The organism is Allobosea sp. NPDC055594 (assembly GCF_053618995.1).
In genome coordinates, this window is the sequence record NZ_JBSHIO010000002.1 from 498,876 (window position 1) to 518,487 (window position 19,612).

Here is a 19,612-nt window from a genome sequence, read left to right on the forward strand (position 1 = left end):
TCATTTTTGCTCTTTGGTCTGCAGGCGGTGGATCAGCAGGGTGATCACCGCGACGAAGACGAGCAGCAGCGTGGAGGCCGCCGCCAGGATCGGCGTCGCAACGTTGATAGCGTCGTCCCACATCTGCTTGGGCAGAGTGGTGGTCAGCCCGCCGGTCACGAACAGTGCGATGGTCAGTTCGTCGAAAGAGGTGATCAGGGCGAAGAGGAAGGCCGAGATCAGCCCGCCCTTGATCAGCGGCAGCGTGACGAAGCGCAGCGTCTGGGTCGGCCGCGCCCCGAGATTCCAGGCGGCCTGGTCATAGCGGGTGTCGTAGGACTTCAGCACCGCCATGACGGTGATCACGACATAGGGGATCGCCAGCACCGCATGGCCGACGATCAGGCCCGCATAGCTGCCGACCAGCCCGATCTGCGCGTAGAAGTAGAACAGCGCCACCGCGATCACCATGCGCGGGATGATCAGCGGCGAAAGCACCAGCGACAGGATCAGGGTACGGCCCGGCAGCTTCTGGCGCGCGATCGCGAAAGCTGCCGGCGTGCCGATCAGCATCGCCAGCGCGGCTGCGCCCAGCGCGACGATCACCGAGCGCGTCGCGGCCTGGAGCCAGACCGGCGAAGCCAGCAGGCTCTCGTACCAGCGCAGGCTGAACCCCTCCGGCGGCCAGTTGATCCGCGAGCCGGCGGTGAAGGAGACCGGCACCATGATCAGCGCCGGCAGGATGAGGAAGGCCAGGATTGCGAGCACGACGGCCCATTCCAGCCCCCGCCCGCCGCGAAGCGGCTTCCCGGTCCCGCGATTGCCCAGGACACGATTAAAGACGCTGAACAGCATATCCGAGACATGGCCGAGCCCGGCGCAGATCTTGAGCCCGAGCAGGCCCACCCAACCGGGGCCGCCCCCCGCCTTCGCGCTGCGATCGACACTGCCGGTCAGGGTCGAGATGCCGAGCAAGCGGTCATAGATCGTGAAGATGACCAGCGCTGCGACGAGCAGCAGCAGCGAAAGCGCGCCGGCGAACCCCCAGTTTAGATATTCCTGCACCTGCTCGATGATCAGCTGCGTGATCATCGTCTCATGGCGCGAGCCGAGGAAGGCCGGCACGATGAAGAAGCCGAGCGAGGTGATGAAGACGAGCAAGGCTCCTGCCGTCACGCCGGGCAGCGAAAGCGGGAAATAGATGCGCCAGAACACGCTGCCCGGGCGGCCGCCGAGCGTCATCCCGGCCTTGGAGAGGTTCTCGTCGATCCCCTCCATCACCGGCACCATGGTCAGGATGCAGAGCGGCACCATGGCATGGGTCATGCCGACGATGACGCTGGGCGCGGAATAGAGAAGGTCGATCGGCCCGTCGACGATCTGCAGATACTGCAGGGTCTGGCTGATGAAGCCGTTGCGGTTGAGCAGGACCATCCAGCCAAAGGTGCGGATCAGGAAGCTGCACCAGAACGAGAGCTGGACCCAGAACATCAGGCGGTTGCGGGTCGCACCGGGCAGCCGCGCGATGGCGCGCGCCACCGGATAGCTGATCGCCACAGTCGCGAGCGTCGTCCAGAACGAGATCTTGAGCGTCACGACCATGACCTGGACGTAGACGGATGAGGCGAACAGGCGCTCATAGGCCTGCAGACTGAAAACGCCGCCTGGCCCCTGGAAGCTCAGCGAGAGCAGCTTGCCGACGGGATAGAGGATCAGCACCAGGAGGAACAGGAGCGCTGGCGTCAGCTTGCCCCAACGCCCGGCGAAACGCTGGAACCAACCTGGCCGGGCTGCGTCCCGTGTGGAAACGGCGAGGCTCATGGCGCACTGCCTCCGCCGGCTGCGAGAACCGCGGTGGCCTGGACCGGCCAGGTCGCGAAGACCTGCTGACCCTGCGCGGGAGGCGGCGTCTTCCGATCGGTCAGCTCGAGCGCAACGATGCTGCCCCCCGCGGCGAGGTCGATATAGTGGCGGGTGACACCGCCCACGAAGATCGTCTCCCTCACCGTGCCTGGCACGGCGTTCCAGCCCTCGCTCGGGGCATGAGCGGTCCTGATGCTCTCGGGTCTGACCATGAGCCTGACCTCCGTGCCCGTCGCGAAGGCTCCAGCGCCGCGGATCGAGCCGCCGCCGGCATCGATCGTCAGTCCATCCGCCGAAGCGGAGCGGACCGTGCCGTCCAGGAAGTTCGACTCGCCAAGGAAATCGGCGGCAAAGACGGTGGCCGGCTCGAAATAGAGCTCGGAGGGCGTGCCGAGCTGCTCGATGCGTCCGCCATTCATCAGGCAGATGCGGTCCGACATCGTCAGCGCTTCCTCCTGGTCGTGCGTGACGTAGAGGATCGTGATGCCGAGCGACTTGTGCAGATGCTTGATCTCGAGCTGCAGCTGGTCGCGCAGCTTCTTGTCGAGCGCCCCGAGAGGCTCGTCCATCAGGATCAGGCTCGGCTGGAAGACGAAGCAGCGGGCGAGCGCGATGCGCTGCTGCTGCCCGCCCGACAGCGCCCGGGGCAGGCGCTGCGCCGTATGCGGCAGCTGCACGATGTCGAGCACCCGCATGACTTCGCGCTTGATCTCCGCCTCCGGCCGGCGCCGCATCCGCAGCGGGAAGGCGATGTTCTCGAACACGGTTAGATGCGGGAACAGGGCGTAGTTCTGGAAGACCATGCCGATGTCGCGCTCCCAGGGCGGCGCGTAGGTCGCCTTGCGGCCATCGATCGCGAGTTCACCGCCATCGGCCTGCAACAGGCCGGCGACCATCATCAAGAGCGTCGTCTTGCCCGAGCCGGAAGGCCCGAGCAGCGTCATGAACTCACCCGAGCGGAGCGTCAGATCGGTCGGATGCAGCGCCACCGTGGTGCCATAGGTCTTGCGCAGCCCCGAGACGACGAGCTTGGGGGGAGTGCCGGCAGTCTGTTGCAGGGTGAGGTCCGTCATGCCGCTACCTCAGGCAATCTTCCGGCCGAGAGCCGGCATCAGGTTGTGGATGGCGTCGAGTTCGTTGCCGATGCGGTTGGCCAGCATCGCCGCGTCCGAGCCGATGGCGAGGAAGCGGAAGCCCTGCTCGCTGCGCGAGCGGACGTCGTCCGGCCCGACGCCATAGGTCCCGAGCGTGACGTTCGCCATCCTGGCGCTTTCGACGATCTGCCGGATCTTGTCCGAGACGCCCGGTCCCTCCCAGGCTCCGATATGGCCGAGGCTGGCCGACAGGTCGCCCGGACCGACAAAGGCGAATTCGAGGCCGGAGACGGCGCAGATCTCGTCGATGGCTGCGGCCGCCTCGGCGGTCTCGATCATCGGGATGACCATGATCTCTTCATTGGCGGTCGCGATGTAGTCCGCGACGCGCAAGCCCCAGCGCTGCGCCCGCTCGCCGCCGAGTCCGCGCTTGCCGGCCATGGGATAGCGGGCGAAGTCCAGCGCAGCCTCGACATCCCGCGCCGAGCGCACGAGCGGCACCACGATCCCGTCAGCCCCGAGGTCGAGGCAGCGCTTGATCGAGTCAATCGCGATCGAGGGCACGCGCACCAGCACGGCGAGGTCGCTGCCGCGGGCCGCCCGGGCGTGCTCGACGACATCACGGTAGTCGGTCGCGCCGTGCTCCATGTCGATGCACACCCAGTCGAGGCCCGCCTCGATCGCCAGCTCGGTCATCGTCGCCGTAGCGAGCGTCACCCAGAGCCCGAAGGTCGTCCTGCCTTCGGCGAGCTTGCGGCGGAGAGGATTCTTGTAGCTTTTCATCTGCTGATTTTCCGTGGTCGCTCGCGCCCTGACCGGGCCGTCAGCCGGCTTGCGAAAGGGCTTTGCCGAGCCGGTAGTTCGGCCGGGTCAGGACTTCCGGATTGACGATTCCGGCCAATTCCCCGCCTGCCAGCGCCGCCAGCACGCTGCCGGCGATCGTCTCCGAGCAACGTGCCCGGGCCGCGACCGTGTCGCCGGCATAGTGCGGTGAAAGAACGAGGTTCGGCGTGGTGTTGATCGGGTCGTCCGCCGGCACCGGTTCGGGGTCGAGCACGTCGAGGCCCGCCCCGAGCAGATGGCCCGAGCGCAGCGCTTCGATCAGAGCGCTCTGCACCACGACGGGTCCGCGCGAGGCATTGATGAAGACGCTGCCCGGCTTCATCCGCGCGAAGGCGGCCGCGTTCATCATGCCGCGCGTATCGGCCTTGAGCGGCACATGGAGGGTGACGAAATCGGCCTCGGTCAGGCCCTGCTCGAAGGAGACACGCTCGATGCCGCGCGCCGCCATCGCGGCCTCGTCATAGGCCGGATCATAACTCATGATGCGCATGCCGAACGCCGCCTGGCATTTGCGCGCCATCTCGGAGCCGATCCGCCCGAGGCCGACGACGAAGAGCGAGCGGCCCTCGAGCTCCATCGGCAACTGGCTGTTGCGGAACTCCGTGAAGCGCCCGTCGCGCACGGCGCGATCGCCCGACATGATGTTCTTGGTCACCGCCATCAGCAGCGCCAGGGCATGCTCCGAGGTCGACTTGAAATTGACGAAGGGCGTGTTGAGCACGACGATCCCGTGCTCGGTCGCCGCGTCCAGGTCGATCGCATCCGTGCCGACGCCGTGCATCCCGACGACCTTGAGCGCCGGCGCCTCGGCAAACATGCGGCGCGTCGCGGCTTCGACGCGCACGATGATCGCATCGGCGCCGGAAGTGTTGAGCTGCTCGACCAGCGTGTCCTCGCCGCCATCCGGCGCGAGCGTGATTTCAGCCCGTGCTTTCAGAATGTCGACGCCGACCGGGCGGATGGTCGGATGGATCAGGAGGATGTTGGGCCGCATATCGGCGTCCTTGTCGTGAATTGGCAGGGTGGCGCGGGCGCGCTGCTAGAGCAGGACGCCAGGGTTCATCAGGCCAGCGGGATCGAAGACGCGTTTGATCTGGCGCATGAATTCGAGCTCGACCGGGTCCTTGTGGCGCTGCAGGCGCGCTCGGTTGCTGCGACCGATGCCGTGCTCCGCGCTGACGCTGCCGCCGAGCGAGACGGTGACCTCATCGACGAGCGCATTCACCTCGCCCGCCAGCTCGGCAAAGCGCAGCGGATCTGAGAATTTCTCCCGCGGAAAGATCGCGATCGCGTGGATGTTGCCGTCGCCGATATGGCCGACGAAGTAGCTCTTCGCATCGGGGAACCGCGTCCTGATACCGTCCTCGACACCGGCCACGAACTCCGGGACACGGGAAACCGGAACCGATGTGTCATGCGACACCGCCGCACCGGCCTTCAGATTGGCCTCGGTGACCGAATGGCGGATGTGCCAGATGTTCTCCGCCTGGGCGCCACTCTCGGCCAACGTCGCATCCGTGATGCCGCCTGCTTCCATGACCTCGCCAAGTATTTCGGCCAGCGCCGTCTGCAGGTCGAGCGTTTCGATCGCATCGGTGAGCTCGATGAACGCGTACCAGGGCGCCTGCCCGGCCAGCGGGCTGCGCAACTCGGTGCGCAAGGCCAGGACGAGCTGGTATTCGCTGTCCGACATGATTTCGAAGGTGGTGACGCGTTCGCCGAAGTCGCGGCGAATCCGCTCCAGCAAGGAGAGCGCTGCGCGGACATCGGGTAGCGCAACCAGGGCGACCGCGCTCACCGCCGGTTGCGAGAACAGCTTCAACACTGCGCCGGTGACGATGCCGAGCGTTCCCTCCGAACCGATGAGGAGCTGCTTCAGGTCGTAGCCGGTATTGTCCTTGCGCAAGCCGCGCAGCCCGTTCCAGATCCGGCCGTCCGGCAGGACCGCCTCAATCCCCATGACCAGATCGCGCATCGGCCCGTAGCGCAGCACGGCGGTGCCGCCCGCATTGGTCGCGATGTTCCCGCCTATCTGGCAGGTCCCTTCGCTGCCGAGCGAGAGCGGGAAGAGCTTGCCGATCGCGCTTGCCGCCTCCTGCACCGCCGCCAGCGGGCAGCCGGCATCGACTGTCATCGTGCTGTTGGCCGGGTCGACCTCGCGGATGCCACGCATCCGCTCGAGGCTGATCACGATAGAGCGCCCCTGCGAGCCCGGCGTCGCGCCACCGCACATGCCGGTGTTTCCGCCCTGCGGGACGATCGCGATCCCGGCGCGTGCGCAGATCGCGACGGTCGCAGCGACCTCGGCCGTATTGGCCGGGCGGACCACGCACTGCGCCGCTCCCCGATAGCGGCCGCGAGCATCGACGAGATAGCGCGCCATGTCCTCCGGCGCAGTCAGCAGGTTGGCGGCACCGACGACTCCCTCGATCGCGTTGAGGGCCGGGTCGCCTTCCGGGCCGCGAAGATGGTTGGCGCTGCAGCTCATGTTGCTATAATTGATACTTAAGTGTGAAAGATGATAGACTGTTGCGCTGACGATGATGGTTGTCAATCCGCTTCGAACCTGTGACGAGATCCACCGGGGCGTGCGGCGGGGCTTTTCATTGGAAGAGGGTGGCTGCGGCCTGCGAGAGAAACGCGCATGCCGCGCTCCAGTCAGCAGCGATGTGCGAGACCGGAAGGCAGGAGCCGATGACTGAGACGCGTCCGAAACTCTTCAGTACATCGCTGGAAAGAGGCTTGCTGATTCTGGCGGCGTTCGATCAGGGCGAGCAGACGCTCGGCCTGACGCAGCTCGTCGAGCGCACCGGGATCGAGAAGACCGCGGCCCAGCGCTTCCTCTCGACCTTGGTCGCCATGGGCTATCTGCTGAAGGATCCGGTCACCAGACGCTACAGCCTGACCGCCCGGATGCTGCATCTGGGCTCGAGCTTCCTGCGCGGCAACCCGCTGATCGAGCGCGCGACGCCCTATATGCTGAACTGCAACAAGGAGCTCGGCGAGACGGTGAATCTCGGCGTGTTGGACGACGACGAGGTCATTCTCGTCGCCCGCATACCGAGCCGCGAAGTGGTCAGTCCCAATGTCGGCCTCGGCTCGAGCTTCCCCTGGCACGTATCCGGTCTGGGGCAGTCGATCGTGGCCTATCTGCCGAATGAGCGGAGGCAAGCGCTCGTCAGCCAGGTGAATTTCGTCCGCCGGGCCAGCAACACGATCATGGATGCCGAGGCTCTGCATGCCCGCCTCGACCAGATCCGCAGTTCGGGCTCAGTGCTGGTCGTCAACGAGAACTTCGACGGCGACATCACGGTCGCGGCGCCGGTCTTCGATGCAACCGGCGAGGTCACTGCAGCCGTCAACATCGTCGTGACGCCCCAGCGCTGGTCGACCGACAAGGCGGAATCCCTCCGGCCAACCGTCGTGGTCCTGGCCAGCGCTCTCTCGTCTCACTACCCCAGTCGGGCGAAGTAGGTCGCAGGGCCAGGCATCATCGGACGTGATGTCTGACCGACGGGCAAGCGCAGCAGCGAAAGCGCGCAAGTTCAGGCTGTCCATGTCCTCATCAGGAAGGTCGCACAGTTTCCAGAACAGGATCGCCCCAACATCCTGAAGCGCCGGCAGGGCTGGCTTGAGAGCCAGCCCGATCTCGATCCGGAACTCATCGGCTTCATCGACGGAAACTGGGCCTCGACCAACATGGCGCGCCGCCATGGCCGCTGTTTGCGTGGCGAACGGCAAAACCCAAGAGGCAACTCCGCCACCCTTGGCGGGAGCTAGTCGGTCAGCACCAGCACCTGAGCGCTTGCACTCCGCAGGGCCAAACTCGGGGAGCCTGTGACTGCTTCTCGGCCGCAGCCTTGCTCCCGCTATTGGCGCTATGCGGGCCTCCAATTCAGGCTTTCGCTTCGCAGAAAGTGCATGAACCCCTCGACGAGCTCGGTCCGTTGGCTGTGGGAGGGAAACAGCACGCCGAAATTGTAGGGCACGTCCGGCTCGAAACGGCGCCAGACGAGGCCTCGCGAAGTAAAGGCACCCGCGGTGAAGCGATCGGTGATCGTCACCCCGACGCCATTGGCGACCAACTCGCAAGCTACGGCGGCGATGGGAGTGTCGACGCGAATGTCCGGCATGGAGCCGGCATCATCCAGAGCGCGCTGCAGCGGCAGATGGGCAAAGCTGTCCCGCCCCTTTCCGACGAAGGCCAGCCCGTGCAGGTCTCGCGGAGTGATGACCTCGCGTGCCGCAAGCGGATGGTCGGGGAGCATCACGCAAACCCCGATCGCCGGATCGAACAGCTCGATCTCGACCCCCGGCTTCTCCATCGGCAGCATCGCGAAGCCGATGTCGAATTGGCGGGTCGAGACCCAGGATGCGATCGTCTCCGAGCGCTGGACCTGAAGGGCGGCCGCGACACCGCGGTGCTCCTTCAGGAAGCGAGCGAGCGCCGCCGGGAGGAACTGGTGGGCGAGCGCCGGCATGCTGACGATCCTGAGCTGCTCAACACGCTGGTCTTTGATCTGGGCGGCCCGCTCGGCGATGCGCTCCAGCCCGACGAAGCTGCGCTCGACCTCATCGTGCAGGGCCAGTGCTTCAGCCGTCGGCCAGCTGCGTCCATCGGCCCGCGTGAAAAGAGCGAAGCCCAGGCGCTCCTGCAGTTCCTTCAACAGCCGGGAAATTGAGGGCTGCGAGGTACGCAGCAGCCGCGCCGCCTGCGTGAAGCTGCCGACATGCAGCACGGCATTGAAGGCTTCCCAGTGCTTGTGGCCTATTTGCGACAAATCAAAGTACTCCGGGACGGAACGCCTCATAGTCCGATCGAAGGGCGCTCGGCGAACGGCAACGTTCGCCGGACGAAGAGTTGCGCCCATATCAAATCCGGATCGACCGATCCATACTTCGTCAATTGACAGATAGCCCCTCCAATCGGAACCCTGACGGCAATCAGGAAAAGAGAGGGGTTGCCGACATGAAGTCTCCACATCATGGAATCTGCTCGATAGCACTGGGCATGGCCCTGTCGGCGACGGGCTGGATGGCGCCCGGCGCCCTTGCGCAGGACACCATGTATGTCGCCGGCTATGGCGGATCGTTCGAGCGCCTCATGCGGAACTCCGTGATCCCGCCTTTCGAGAAGGCCAACAACGTCAAGATCGAATATGTCGCCGGGCAGTCGACTGCGACGCTCGCGAAGTTGCAGGCTCAGCGCAGCAAGCAGGAGATCGACGTCGCGATCGTCGATGACGGTCCGATGTATCAGGCCGTACAGTTCGGCTTCTGCGCACCAATCCAGAAGGCGCCGGTCCTGGATGACATCTATCCGATCGCGAAACTCGCCGATCAGGCGATGGCGTTCGGCATCGGTGTCACGGCGCCGGTCTATAACACCAAGATTTTCAAGGAAAAGGGACTGCCCGTCCCGACATCCTGGGGCGACCTCGGCAACAGCGCCTATAAGGGCCAGCTGGCTCTTCTGGGCGCCGCGAGCACGACCGGTCTGCATGGACTGATCATGGTCGCGCGGGCCAAGGGCGGCGGAGAGGCCAGCATCGACCCCGGCTTCAAGGCCTTCAAGGACGAGATCCGCCCGAACATCGTGACCTTCGCCCCCTCTGCACCGAAGCTGGAGGAACTCCTGCAGAGCGGCGAGATCGCGATGACGGTGGTTGCGCGCTCGCGCGCCGTCGCACTGAAGAAGGAGGGGCTGCCGCTGCAGGCCGTCGAGCCCAAGGAAGGTGCGGCGGCGCTGATGGTGTCGATGTGCCCGGTCGTCGACAGCGACGTGTCGGCACAGGCGCAGAAATTCATCCAGCACATGCTGTCGCCCGAGATCCAGAAGATCTTCGCGCAGGCGGGCTATGGTCCCGTCAATCGAAAGACCGAGCTGAGCGAAGCCGAGAAGGAAGGGCTCGCCGTCGGTGACGAGGCTGTGGGCAAGCTTGCCAGGATCGACTGGCCGACCGTCAACCAGAACCGTGCAGCCTGGACGCAGCGCTGGAATCGCGAAGTCGAACGCTGAGCCATCCTGATCCGGCCGGCCTTGCCCGGCCGGACACCTCCCGAACGAGTTCTCCTATCAATGGCCAAAATCGTGCTCGAGGCGCTGACCAAGCGCTTCGCAAGCTTCACGGCGCTCTCCGGCATCGACCTTTCGATCGAGCCGGGCGAGTTCGTCGGGCTTCTCGGGCCCTCCGGCTGCGGCAAGACCACGACTCTGAACATCGTTGCCGGCTTCGAGGAGCCGAGCGGCGGGCGCGTCCTGCTCGACGGCCGCGACCTTGCGGGTGTGCCGGCGAACCGGCGCGGCATGGGCATCGTCTTCCAGAGCTACGCGCTCTTCCCGCACATGACCGTGGCGGAGAACATCTCCTTTGGGCTGGAGATGCGCCGAATGGGCCGCGCCGAGCGGGATCAGACGATCCGCCGGGCGCTGGACCTCGTGCACCTATCGGCCATGAGCGAGCGCTATCCACGCCAGCTCTCCGGCGGCCAGCAGCAGCGCGTTGCGCTGGCGCGGGCGCTCGCCATAGAACCCGCTCTGCTCCTGCTCGATGAACCCTTGTCGAACCTCGACGCCAAGCTGCGCGAGGAGATGCAGGTCGAGATTCGTGCGATCCAGCGTCGCGTCGGCACCACGACGATCATGGTCACGCATGACCAGGCGGAAGCGCTCGCGACCTGCGACAAGATCGCCGTGATGGATGCCGGCCGCATCGTGCAGCTCGCCGACCCGCTGACGCTTTACGATGCCCCTGCGAGCCGGTTTGCAGCGGCCTTCGTCGGGCGTTCCTCGCAATTGCCGGCCACGGTCACTGCGGTGGACGGCTCGATCGCGCGCATGCGCATCGACGGACTCGCGGCCGAGGTTGGCGGGCGGCTTCATCGTCCCGTGCCGGTCGGTCAGGCCGTGCTGATCGCGCTGCGCCCGGAGAAGGTTCAGCTCGGGGCTCCGGGTACGGGCGCGGTCGACGGCCGTCTGCAATCGCGCGTCTTTCAGGGCAGTTCCTGGCTGTTCTCGATCCAGACGGAGCTCGGCAGCGTGCTGGTCTCCGAGCCGCATCGCGGCATACCCCATTTCCGGGAAGGCGACGCCGTCTCGATCGCCTGGATGCCGGAGGATGCCGCCGTGGTTCCGGAGGCGCCCCGTGGCTAGCCCCAAGCGCCGCGCTCCCTATCTGTTGAGCCTGCCCGCGCTGCTCGTCTTCGCAGCGCTGCTGGTGACGCCGCTCGCCATGATCGCAGGTCTGAGCTTCCAGGCCTTCGACCTGAACACTGGACAGATCGGCGGCCTGACACTCGGCAATTACGCCGACACCCTGGGCGATCCCTACTACCATACGATCTTCCTGCGCACGGTCGGCATCGCGCTGGCGACGACGGCAATCTGCATCCTGATCGGCGCACCGGAAGCCTATTTCCTGTCGCGCATGCGCGCCCCATGGCGCTCGATCTTCCTGATCGTCACCTTGAGCCCGCTGCTGATCTCGGTGGTGGTCCGCACGCTGGGCTGGGCCCTGCTGTTCGGCCGCAACGGCGTGATCAACCAGGTCCTGGCAGCGCTCGGCCTCGCCTCGGGCCCGATACCGATGCTCTATACGGTCCAGGGCGTCGTCATCGCGCTGGTCCATGTCGCGGTGCCGTTCATGGTGATCTCGGTCTGGGCCGCGCTCCAGCGCCTCGACCCCAAGGTTATCCGCGCCGCGAGCTCACTCGGAGCGAGCGAGTTCACGATCTTCCGCCGCATCGTGCTGCCGCAGATCATCCCCGGCATCCTCTCGGGCTCGCTGATCGTCTTCGCTCTCGCCGCCAGCGCTTTCGCGACGCCAGCGATCATCGGCGGGCGCCAGCTCAAAGTGGTCGCGACGGCGACCTATGACGAGTTCCTGGGCACGCTGAACTGGCCGCTGGGCGCCGCCATCGCCATCGTCCTGCTGATCGTCAACGCGGCGATCATGCTGACCTACAACCGTATCGTCGAGCGGCGCTATGCGAGGTTCGCACAATGAGCCGGAATGGAACCTTCGCGATCGCGTTCCACACATTGTTCGTCGCCTTCATGCTGGCGCCGCTGGTGGTGGTGATGTGGATGTCGCTGACGCCCTCGAACCTTTTGTCGCTGCCGACGACCTCGTTCTCGCTGCGCTGGTTCTGGGCGATCCTGCGCCACAGCCAGTTCATCGACGCCTTCTGGTTCAGCATCCTGCTCGGCGTCCTCTCGGCGAGCCTGGCGATGGTACTGGCCGTGCCCGCAGCGCTCGCTTTGGCGCGCTACCGTTTCCCGGGGCGGGACGGCTTCGTCGCCCTCTTCCTGTCGCCGCTGATCATCCCGCATGTCGTGCTCGGCGTGGCGTTCCTGCGCTTCTTCACCCAGATCGGCACGACCGGGACCTTCATCGGGCTGCTCGGCGCCCATGTGCTGGTGATCTTCCCCTATGGGCTACGGCTGGTGCTGGCGGCGCTGACGACGAGCGATCCGGCGATCGAGCGGGCAGCGATCTCGCTCGGAGCCTCGCAATGGACTGTGTTCCGGCGCGTGCTCTTCCCGCTGATGATCCCAGGCGTCGCCGGCGGCTGGGTCATCTCCTTCATCCAGAGCTTCGACGAGGTGACGATGACCGTGTTCGTCGCGACCCCATCCTCGATGACGCTGCCGGTACGCATGTACCACTACATCGAGGAGTCGATCGATCCGCTGGTGGCCTCGGTCTCGACCATCGTCATCCTCCTCACCTTCCTGCTCATGGCCATCGTGGACCGCATCTACGGGCTGGACCGCATCCTGGTCGGCAAGGGCTGAACGCCCGGCCGGCACATCCTGACCTTTCGGGGATTGGACAATGAAAGCAATCGTTGTGGGGGCCGGCGTCGTCGGCTCATCGGTGGCCTATCGCCTGGCGCAGGCCGGGGCCGAGGTCACCATCGTCGAGGAAAGGCGGCCGGGCGGCGGCACCTCCAGCGTGACCTATGCCTGGGTCAATGCCTGCGAGAAGCTGACCTCGGAGGCCTATTTCCGGCTGAACTTCGCCGGCCGCCAGGCGCATGAGGACATCCTGGCCGAGTTTCCGGGCGCGGACTGGTACCACCGGCCCGGCGTGCTGCAATGGCAGGACGCGGAAGCAGAAGCCGGCGGCCGCGACGGCACCGATCCGCTCGCCAAGCTGCAGCAGCTGATCGCCTGGGGCTATCCGGCCGAGGTCCTCAGCCTCGACGACGTCCGCAAGCTCGAACCCGAGATCAATCCCGACGCGATCGGGAACGCGCCGGTCATCCACTATCCGCAGGACGGCTGGCTCGACCCTGTTCCCTATTCCGGCGCTTTGATCGCTGCTGCCGTGGAGCGGCATGACGCAACCGTCATCGAGGCCCGCGTCGACCGCCTCGTGCTGACCGGCGAGCGCTGCACCGGCATCGTGCTGGCCGATGGCCGGACGATCGAGGCAGACGTCGTGGTGAATTGTGCCGGGCGCTGGCTCAACGACGTCGTCCAGACGCCCCAGCATCGCATCCCACTGGCACCGACACTCGGCATCGTCGCCTATACCCCGCCGGCGGGCACGCCGCTCAGGAGCGCGCTGCGCACACCCCTGGTGAACATGCGGCCCGATGGCGGCGGACGCTTCCTGTTGCGCTCGAACGAGCTCGATCGCCTGCTGACCTCCGACGAAGGCGCCGTGCCATCCCACCCGCAGGCGCAGGAGCTGATGCGCCGCGCCATCAAGACCGTTCCCGCGCTGAAGCATGTCGAGGTCGAGGCAGTCCGGATCGCGACGCGGCCGATCCCGAAGGACTCCTATTCCGCCGTCGGCCCAGTGCCCGGCCTGTCCGGCTATTATGCCGTGGTCAGCCATAGCGGTGTCACGCTCGGCGCCTTCCTCGGCGAGGTCGTCGCCGACGAGCTCGTCCATGGGCGTGAGCGCGACGAGCTTATCGAATTTCGCCCGAGCCGCTTCTTCAACTGAGGATACCCCGATGCGTGTCGCCATCATGGGCGCGGGCGCAGCCGCCTTCGCCGCCACCGCATTTCTCGCCGAGAACGGGCATGAGGCCGTGCTCTGGTCGCCCTCGGGCAAGAGCACGGAGGCGCTTGCCGCCGGCGCCCCGCTTATCAGTGAAGGCAAGATCGCAGGAGAGTTCCGGCCCAACGTGGCGCCGAGCTGCGAGGCTGCTGTGATTGGTGCCGACGCCGTCTTGATCGCCCTACCGGCGAACGGGCACAAGCATGTCATGGACGCGATGGCGCCGCTGCTGTCGCCCGGGCAGCCGGTCATCATCTCCTCGCACGCCTCGCTCGGTGCCTTCTACCTGTCGCGTTTGCTCACCGCGCGCGGCGTGGAAGTGCCGATCATCGCGCTCAGCACGACGATCCTGCGCTCGCGCCGTACCGGACCGAACACGGTCAAGATCGCAACCATCCGCAGCAAGGTCGACATCGCCACCTTGCCGCGACGGCTCGCCGATCAGGGCCTAGATCTCTGCCGCACGTTGTTCGGCGATCGTTTCCGTGCCGTGGATGGCTTGCTCGCCGTCTCCCTGAGCAACGTCAACCCGCAAAGCCACATGGCTCTGGCGCTTGCCAACTTCACCCGCATGGAGAAGGGCGAAGCCTGGGGGCAGAGCGAGAATCTGACCATGGCGGTCGGCCGGTTGCTCGAAGCCATCGACGCCGAGCGGCTGGCTCTGGCCGCCGCGTTCGGCCTCAAGGTGCGGACGATGCGCGAGCACTATTCGCTGACCTATGGCGTGCCGGACGCACCGCTCGGCGAGACCTCGCGGATGCTGGCGGAGACCCAGCCGACAACGCTCGGCCCGGCCACCATCGACACACGCTACACGCTGGAAGACGTCCCGTTCGGGCTCTTGCCGCTCGCCGAGCTCGGACGGCTGGCCGGCGTGCCGATGCCGCTGCATGAGGCCGGGCTTGCCATCTTCTCGGGGCTCTATGGCCGTGATCTAGCGCAGGACAACGACATTCTGCCCGAACTTACAAGGAACGGTCTTTCGCGCGAGCAGTTGCTGGCATGAGCTTCATGGCGTTCGAGGCCCGGATCAAGATCGAGGCTGGCAAGATCCGCTTTCGATGAACGTCCGTTTCCGACTTTGCGGACTGTCGGATGCTCCGTTTTCGGGCGAGCTGATCGATCGACACCAAGGCGAAACTCGCTAACAAGTTTCAACCCTAGATCGCGGCGCGCCCGTTCGGACGCGGTCACGATGATCTATCTCATTGTTGTCGCATCGGAGTTTTCCGAAAACCGGAATCCACTTTTCGGAGAACTCCGATGCTATGGGAATAGCCTTCGCAGCATGGATGGTGCGATGTTCGCCTCGATGTCGCGGGGGGAACGACGATGACTTCCGGTGTCACCGCCGTGTTGGATATAGGCAAGACCAACAGCAAGATCCTCGCCGTCGATCACGATCTGAACGTCGTCGCCACTCATGGCATGGCGTCCATCAGTGATGGCCGGCGCCTCGACACGATGCGCTGCTGGACGTTCATTCTGGCCAGCCTGAAGCAGATCGCGAGGCGCTTCGACCTTTCCGCCATCGTGCCGACCACACATGGAGCTGCCTTCGCCATCATGGGCGAAGGCGGGCTTGCCCATGGGATCGTCGACTACGAACAGCGTGTGCCTGACACCGTTTCGGCCGAGTACGACATTCTGCGGCCGGATTTCACGGAGAGCTTTTCGCCGAATCTGCCTTTGGGTCTCAATGCCGGACGGCAGCTCTTCGCGCTCGATCGTTCCATGCCGCGCCTCTTCGACGAGGCTCGGGCGCTGATCGCCTATCCGCAGTACTGGGCCTGGAAGCTCAGCGGCGAGTTGGTCTCGGAAGTCTCATCGCTCGGCTGCCACACCGACCTCTGGGCGCCCTTGAAAGCCGGCCCCTCCTCGCTGTCCAGCGCGATGGGCTGGGACCGCCTGTTGCCGCCGATCGCCCCCGCCTGGGCGGTGCTCGGCAAGGCCGCGCCTGCGCTCGGCCTGCCCGCCGCATGCCGGGTCCTGGCCGGCGCACATGACAGCAACGCCGCCTTCCTGCGCTATCTCACCGGCTCACCGGACCCCTTCGCGCTCGTCAGCACGGGCACCTGGTTCGTCTGCTTCAACACCCAGGGTAATGTCCCCGGCCTTTCGGCCGAGCGCGATACGCTGGCGAATATCGATGTGCTCGGGCGCCCCGTGGCCTCGGCTCGTTTCATGGGCGGGCGGGAATATGCCGCAATAGCGGAGTTCAGCGGGCAAGCGAACCTCGAGGATCTGCGCGCGGTCGTGGCGGCGCAGATCTTCGCGCTGCCTTCCTTTGCAGCGGGCGGGCCGTTCGGCGGAAGAAGCGGGGCCATTTGCGGAACACCATCCGGGCCAGCGCAGAACGCGGCGCTGGCGGCGCTCTATTGCGCTTTGATGACCTGCGAAAGCCTCGCCCTCACCGGCCGCGTTTCCAAGCTCTATGTCGACGGGCCCTTCGCCACCAATCCGCTCTATCTCGGGGCGCTCGCCACGCTTCTGCCGAACGTGCGCGTCCTCGCCTCGCGGGACCAGCACGGAACCGGCGTCGGCGCGGCGCTGCTCGCGCATTGGCCGTCGCAGGCCGGGCAGCTGCCGGACTACGCGCTCGCCGCGCAGGAGATCGCCGCGCTCGACCTGGATCTGGAAGGCTATCGCAACACCTGGCGGGAGATGATCGCCGAAGCCCAGGATTCAGGACGCTGAGCGCAGGCTCGGCGGCTTGGTCGCAGTCGCCGCTTCCATGACACGGACATCGGGGCAAAGGCTGCGGAGCAGCTCGATCTCGGCCGCGCTGGCACCGCTATCGGTGATGATGATGTCGATCTCCTCGAGCGGAGCGACGATCATGGAAGAACGGACCTTGAGCTTCGCGCTATCCGCCAGCACCACGACGCGCTCGGCCCGATGCGCCAGCTTCTGCGCCGCGCGGGCGATGAGCGGATCCCTCTCGGTCGCTCCGGCGCGGCCAAGCCCGTAGCAGCTCGTGAACAGCACCTCGCCGGCGAAGCTCTCGGTGCCGTCATGCTCGAAGGAGCTCAGGATGATGTTGTGCTCGGGATAGACCGTCCCGCTCGGAATCGTCACGCGGCAGCCCGGGCGCACCGAGAGCAGTTCGCCTGCGATCGAGAATGAATTGGTCAGGACGTCGAGGTTGCGCCCGCGTAGCAGGCGCGCCAGCTCGAAGGTCGTCGAGCCGGCATTGAGGATGACGCTCATGCCGTCCTCGACCAGCCGGGCCGCCTCGCGCGCGATCGCCTGCTTTTGCGCGACATTGACGTCGCGGCTCATGGCGAAGGGCACGCCCGCGAGCTGGTGCTGATGGCGCGGCCGCAGCGCCTCCGCCCCGCCGCGAACCCGGCGCAGCTCGCCATTGCGGTCGAGCGCCGCGATATCCCGCCGGATCGTCGCCTCCGATGCATCCAGCATGTCGACGAGATCGGAGAGCGCGATGATCGAGCGCTCATTGGTCAGCTTGACGATCAGCCGGTGCCGTTCGCGTTCGAGCATCTGTTTCCGTTTCCCCGCCTTGGCCCGGCGCCGGTCGCTGCCGGCTGCATCCTTCATTTTTTCAGGCGCATCGCAATGCCGCTTGCAAGAAAATGACAGAACTTGATCGAACTTGACAATGATTGAGAGTTCGCGATGAATTTATGAAAAGGCGGCCGATACGCGCCGCTCGCCGGAAACGCCGAAGTCGAGGATCTCATGGCCGATCACGCCATTGCGGGCGGTTTGTCGCGTCTGCTCACCAGCTCATGGGATGAAGGGCTGGCGGAGACGCTCTCGCCACAGGATCTGCTGGTCTATCGCTCGAACCTGCTCGGCGCCGACAAGCGCATCACAAATTTCGGCGGCGGCAACACCTCCTCCAAGCTCGACATGCCCGATCCCCTGACCGGCGCCCCGGTCGAGGTGATGTGGGTCAAGGGCTCGGGCGGCGATCTCGGCTCGATCCGGATCGACGGTTTCGCGACGCTCGACATGGCGCGTTTTCGCAGCGTCCGGCAGGCCTATACCGGTCCTGAAATGGAGGACGATGTCGTCGCCCTCTATCCGCACTGCACCTTCGGCCTGAACCCGCGCGCCGCCAGCATCGACACCCCGCTTCACGGCCTGATTGACCGTCCGCATGTCGACCATGTCCACCCCGATGCGATCATCGCCATCGCCGCCTCGGTCGATGGCGAGGCGATCGCGCGCGAGATCTACGGCGACGAGATCGGCTGGCTGCCCTGGCGGCGGCCGGGCTTCGAACTCGGGCTGATGCTGGAGCGCTTCGTGCGCGACAATCCCGGCGCGCGCGGCGTCATTCTCGGCAGCCACGGGCTCTTTACCTGGGGCGATACCCAGCGTGGCTGTTATGAGACCACGGTCGAGGTGATCAATCGCGCGATCACCTGGCTGGCCGGGCAAGAGGCTGGCAAGCCGGCTTTCGGCGGCGCGGCAGTGGACATGTTGGCACCCGAGCAGCGCCGCATGGCGGCGGCCCGCTTGATGCCGATCCTGCGCGGCCTCGTCTCGGAAGGGCGCGCGAAGGTCGGCCATTTCGACGATCAGGCGGCGGTGCTCGATTTCGTCTGCAGTCGGGACCTCGCCGCATTGGCGCCGCTCGGAACCTCCTGTCCCGATCATTTCCTGCGCACCAAGATCCGCCCGCTGGTGCTGGAGATCGATGCCTCGCGCCTCGATGGCGAGGAGCTGCTGCCGACGCTTCGTCAGGCGATCGCGGCCTATCGCACCGATTATCTCGGCTATTACGAGCGCTGCAGGCGCCCGGACTCGCCGCCTGTGCGCGATACCAACCCTGTCGTCATCCTCGTGCCCGGGATCGGCATGTTCACCTTCGCCGCCGACAAGGCGACGGCGCGGATCGCCGGCGAGTTCTACGTCAACGCCATCAACGTGATGCGGGGCGCCAGCGCGGCCTCGACCTATGCCGGACTGCCGGAGCAGGAAGCCTTCGACATCGAATACTGGCTGCTCGAGGAAGCCAAGCTGCAGCGGCTGCCGAAGGGCAAGCCGCTCGAGGGACGGATCGCACTGGTCACTGGCGGGGCCGGCGGTATCGGCCTCGCCACGGCCCGCAGACTGCTCGGCGAAGGCGCCTGCGTCGTGATCTGCGACATCGACAGGGCGGCGCTGCGCGAGGCGGAGACTGCGCTGGTCAAGAGCCATGGCCGTGACCGCGTTGCGGCATGCCCCGTCGACGTGACCGACGAGCGGACCGTCGTCGCCCTGTTCGGCGAAGCGGCGCTCGCCTTCGGCGGGCTCGACATCCTCGTGTCGAATGCCGGGATCGCCTCGGCCGCGCCGATCGAGGAAACCAGCCTCGAACTCTGGCAGCGCAATATCGACATTCTCGCGACCGGCTATTTCCTGGTCTCGCGCGAAGGCTTCCGGCTGATGAAGGCGCAGGCGCGTGGCGGCTCCATCGTCTTCATCGCCTCGAAGAACGCGCTGGTCGCCTCGCCCAACGCTTCGGCCTATTGCACGGCGAAGGCTGCCGAGATCCAGCTGGCCCGCTGCCTCGCCCTGGAAGGCGCGCCGCATGGCATCCGCGCCAATGTCGTCAATCCCGACGCCGTGCTGCGCGGCTCGCGCATCTGGGAAGGCGAATGGCGTGCGCAACGCGCAGGGGCCTACAATGTCGCCCCCGATGCTCTGGACGAGGTCTACCGCCAGCGCAGCATGCTGAAGCTCAACGTCTTCCCCGAGGACATTGCCGAAGCCGTCTATTTCTTCGCCTCGGACCTCTCCGCGAAGTCGACCGGCAACATTCTCAATGTCGATGCCGGGCACGCGCCCGCCTTCACGAGATAGATC

The 19,612-nt window shown here is 66.0% G+C and carries 16 protein-coding genes and 1 pseudogene; 10 read left to right on the top strand and 7 right to left on the bottom strand.

What is annotated here, in order from left to right:
- Genes ACWGRX_RS06320 through ACWGRX_RS06340 form a run of 5 tightly spaced genes read right to left on the bottom strand, consistent with a single transcriptional unit; the run spans position 1 to position 6,267 of the window.
- Positions 1 to 1,800 (bottom strand): ABC transporter permease subunit, encoded by a 1,800-nt coding sequence (locus ACWGRX_RS06320; RefSeq protein WP_452116831.1) that lies wholly within the window; start codon positions 1,798 to 1,800, stop codon positions 1 to 3.
- Complete coding sequence (locus tag ACWGRX_RS06325) at positions 1,797 to 2,915, bottom strand: ABC transporter ATP-binding protein (RefSeq protein ID WP_452116832.1); 1,119 nt, start codon at positions 2,913 to 2,915, stop codon at positions 1,797 to 1,799. Before ACWGRX_RS06325 ends, ACWGRX_RS06320 begins: the two co-directional genes overlap by 4 nt.
- A gap of 9 nt (positions 2,916 to 2,924) precedes the next feature.
- Positions 2,925 to 3,719, bottom strand: coding sequence for an HpcH/HpaI aldolase family protein (locus ACWGRX_RS06330; RefSeq protein ID WP_452116833.1), 795 nt, complete (start codon positions 3,717 to 3,719; stop codon positions 2,925 to 2,927).
- Positions 3,720 to 3,759: 40 nt separating this feature from the next.
- A complete protein-coding gene (locus tag ACWGRX_RS06335) occupies positions 3,760 to 4,773 on the bottom strand; it encodes a hydroxyacid dehydrogenase (RefSeq protein WP_452116834.1) in 1,014 nt (337 codons plus the stop codon).
- Positions 4,774 to 4,818: 45 nt separating this feature from the next.
- Positions 4,819 to 6,267, bottom strand: coding sequence for an FAD-binding oxidoreductase (locus ACWGRX_RS06340; protein ID WP_452116835.1), 1,449 nt, complete (start codon positions 6,265 to 6,267; stop codon positions 4,819 to 4,821).
- A 206-nt stretch (positions 6,268 to 6,473) separates the two neighbouring features.
- Here ACWGRX_RS06340 and ACWGRX_RS06345 point away from each other — a divergent pair, with 206 nt between their 5' ends.
- Both ACWGRX_RS06345 and ACWGRX_RS06350 read left to right on the top strand, forming a co-directional pair.
- Complete coding sequence (locus ACWGRX_RS06345; RefSeq protein WP_452116836.1) at positions 6,474 to 7,253, top strand: IclR family transcriptional regulator; 780 nt, start codon at positions 6,474 to 6,476, stop codon at positions 7,251 to 7,253.
- A 114-nt stretch (positions 7,254 to 7,367) separates the two neighbouring features.
- A pseudogene (locus tag ACWGRX_RS06350) lies at positions 7,368 to 7,517 on the top strand (IS630 family transposase); the annotation flags it as partial.
- 140 nt (positions 7,518 to 7,657) lie between these two features.
- Here ACWGRX_RS06350 and ACWGRX_RS06355 read toward each other — a convergent pair.
- Positions 7,658 to 8,650 carry a LysR substrate-binding domain-containing protein gene (locus ACWGRX_RS06355; RefSeq protein WP_452116957.1) on the bottom strand — a complete coding sequence of 331 codons (993 nt, stop codon included), beginning with the start codon at positions 8,648 to 8,650 and terminating at the stop codon, positions 7,658 to 7,660.
- Between the two features lie 98 nt (positions 8,651 to 8,748).
- Here ACWGRX_RS06355 and ACWGRX_RS06360 point away from each other — a divergent pair, with 98 nt between their 5' ends.
- From ACWGRX_RS06360 to ACWGRX_RS06390, 7 genes are all read left to right on the top strand, one after another.
- Positions 8,749 to 9,798 carry an ABC transporter substrate-binding protein gene (locus tag ACWGRX_RS06360; RefSeq protein ID WP_452116837.1) on the top strand — a complete coding sequence of 350 codons (1,050 nt, stop codon included), beginning with the start codon at positions 8,749 to 8,751 and terminating at the stop codon, positions 9,796 to 9,798.
- Positions 9,799 to 9,858: 60 nt separating this feature from the next.
- Entirely contained in the window at positions 9,859 to 10,932 is a 1,074-nt protein-coding gene (locus tag ACWGRX_RS06365) for an ABC transporter ATP-binding protein (protein WP_452116838.1), read from the top strand.
- Positions 10,898 to 11,785, top strand: coding sequence for an ABC transporter permease (locus tag ACWGRX_RS06370; RefSeq protein WP_452116839.1), 888 nt, complete (start codon positions 10,898 to 10,900; stop codon positions 11,783 to 11,785). Before ACWGRX_RS06365 ends, ACWGRX_RS06370 begins: the two co-directional genes overlap by 35 nt.
- Entirely contained in the window at positions 11,782 to 12,576 is a 795-nt protein-coding gene (locus ACWGRX_RS06375) for an ABC transporter permease (protein WP_452116840.1), read from the top strand. Before ACWGRX_RS06370 ends, ACWGRX_RS06375 begins: the two co-directional genes overlap by 4 nt.
- 40 nt (positions 12,577 to 12,616) lie before the next feature.
- On the top strand, positions 12,617 to 13,738 hold the full coding sequence (locus ACWGRX_RS06380) for an NAD(P)/FAD-dependent oxidoreductase (protein ID WP_452116841.1): 1,122 nt from the start codon (positions 12,617 to 12,619) through the stop codon (positions 13,736 to 13,738).
- 10 nt (positions 13,739 to 13,748) lie between these two features.
- The gene (locus ACWGRX_RS06385) at positions 13,749 to 14,801 is read left to right on the top strand and encodes an NAD/NADP octopine/nopaline dehydrogenase family protein (RefSeq protein WP_452116958.1); all 1,053 of its coding nucleotides are present in this window, start codon (positions 13,749 to 13,751) and stop codon (positions 14,799 to 14,801) included.
- Positions 14,802 to 15,127: 326 nt separating this feature from the next.
- Positions 15,128 to 16,492, top strand: a complete 1,365-nt coding sequence (locus ACWGRX_RS06390) for an FGGY-family carbohydrate kinase (protein WP_452116842.1) — start codon at positions 15,128 to 15,130, stop codon at positions 16,490 to 16,492.
- Here the strand turns inward: ACWGRX_RS06390 and ACWGRX_RS06395 are convergent.
- A complete protein-coding gene (locus ACWGRX_RS06395; RefSeq protein ID WP_452116843.1) occupies positions 16,481 to 17,296 on the bottom strand; it encodes a DeoR/GlpR family DNA-binding transcription regulator in 816 nt (271 codons plus the stop codon). The two genes, ACWGRX_RS06390 and ACWGRX_RS06395, sit on opposite strands and share 12 nt — an antisense overlap.
- 198 nt (positions 17,297 to 17,494) lie before the next feature.
- On the opposite strand from ACWGRX_RS06395, the gene ACWGRX_RS06400 reads away from it, so the two are divergent.
- On the top strand, positions 17,495 to 19,609 hold the full coding sequence (locus tag ACWGRX_RS06400) for a bifunctional rhamnulose-1-phosphate aldolase/short-chain dehydrogenase (RefSeq protein WP_452116844.1): 2,115 nt from the start codon (positions 17,495 to 17,497) through the stop codon (positions 19,607 to 19,609).
- Positions 19,610 to 19,612: the final 3 nt, after the last annotated feature.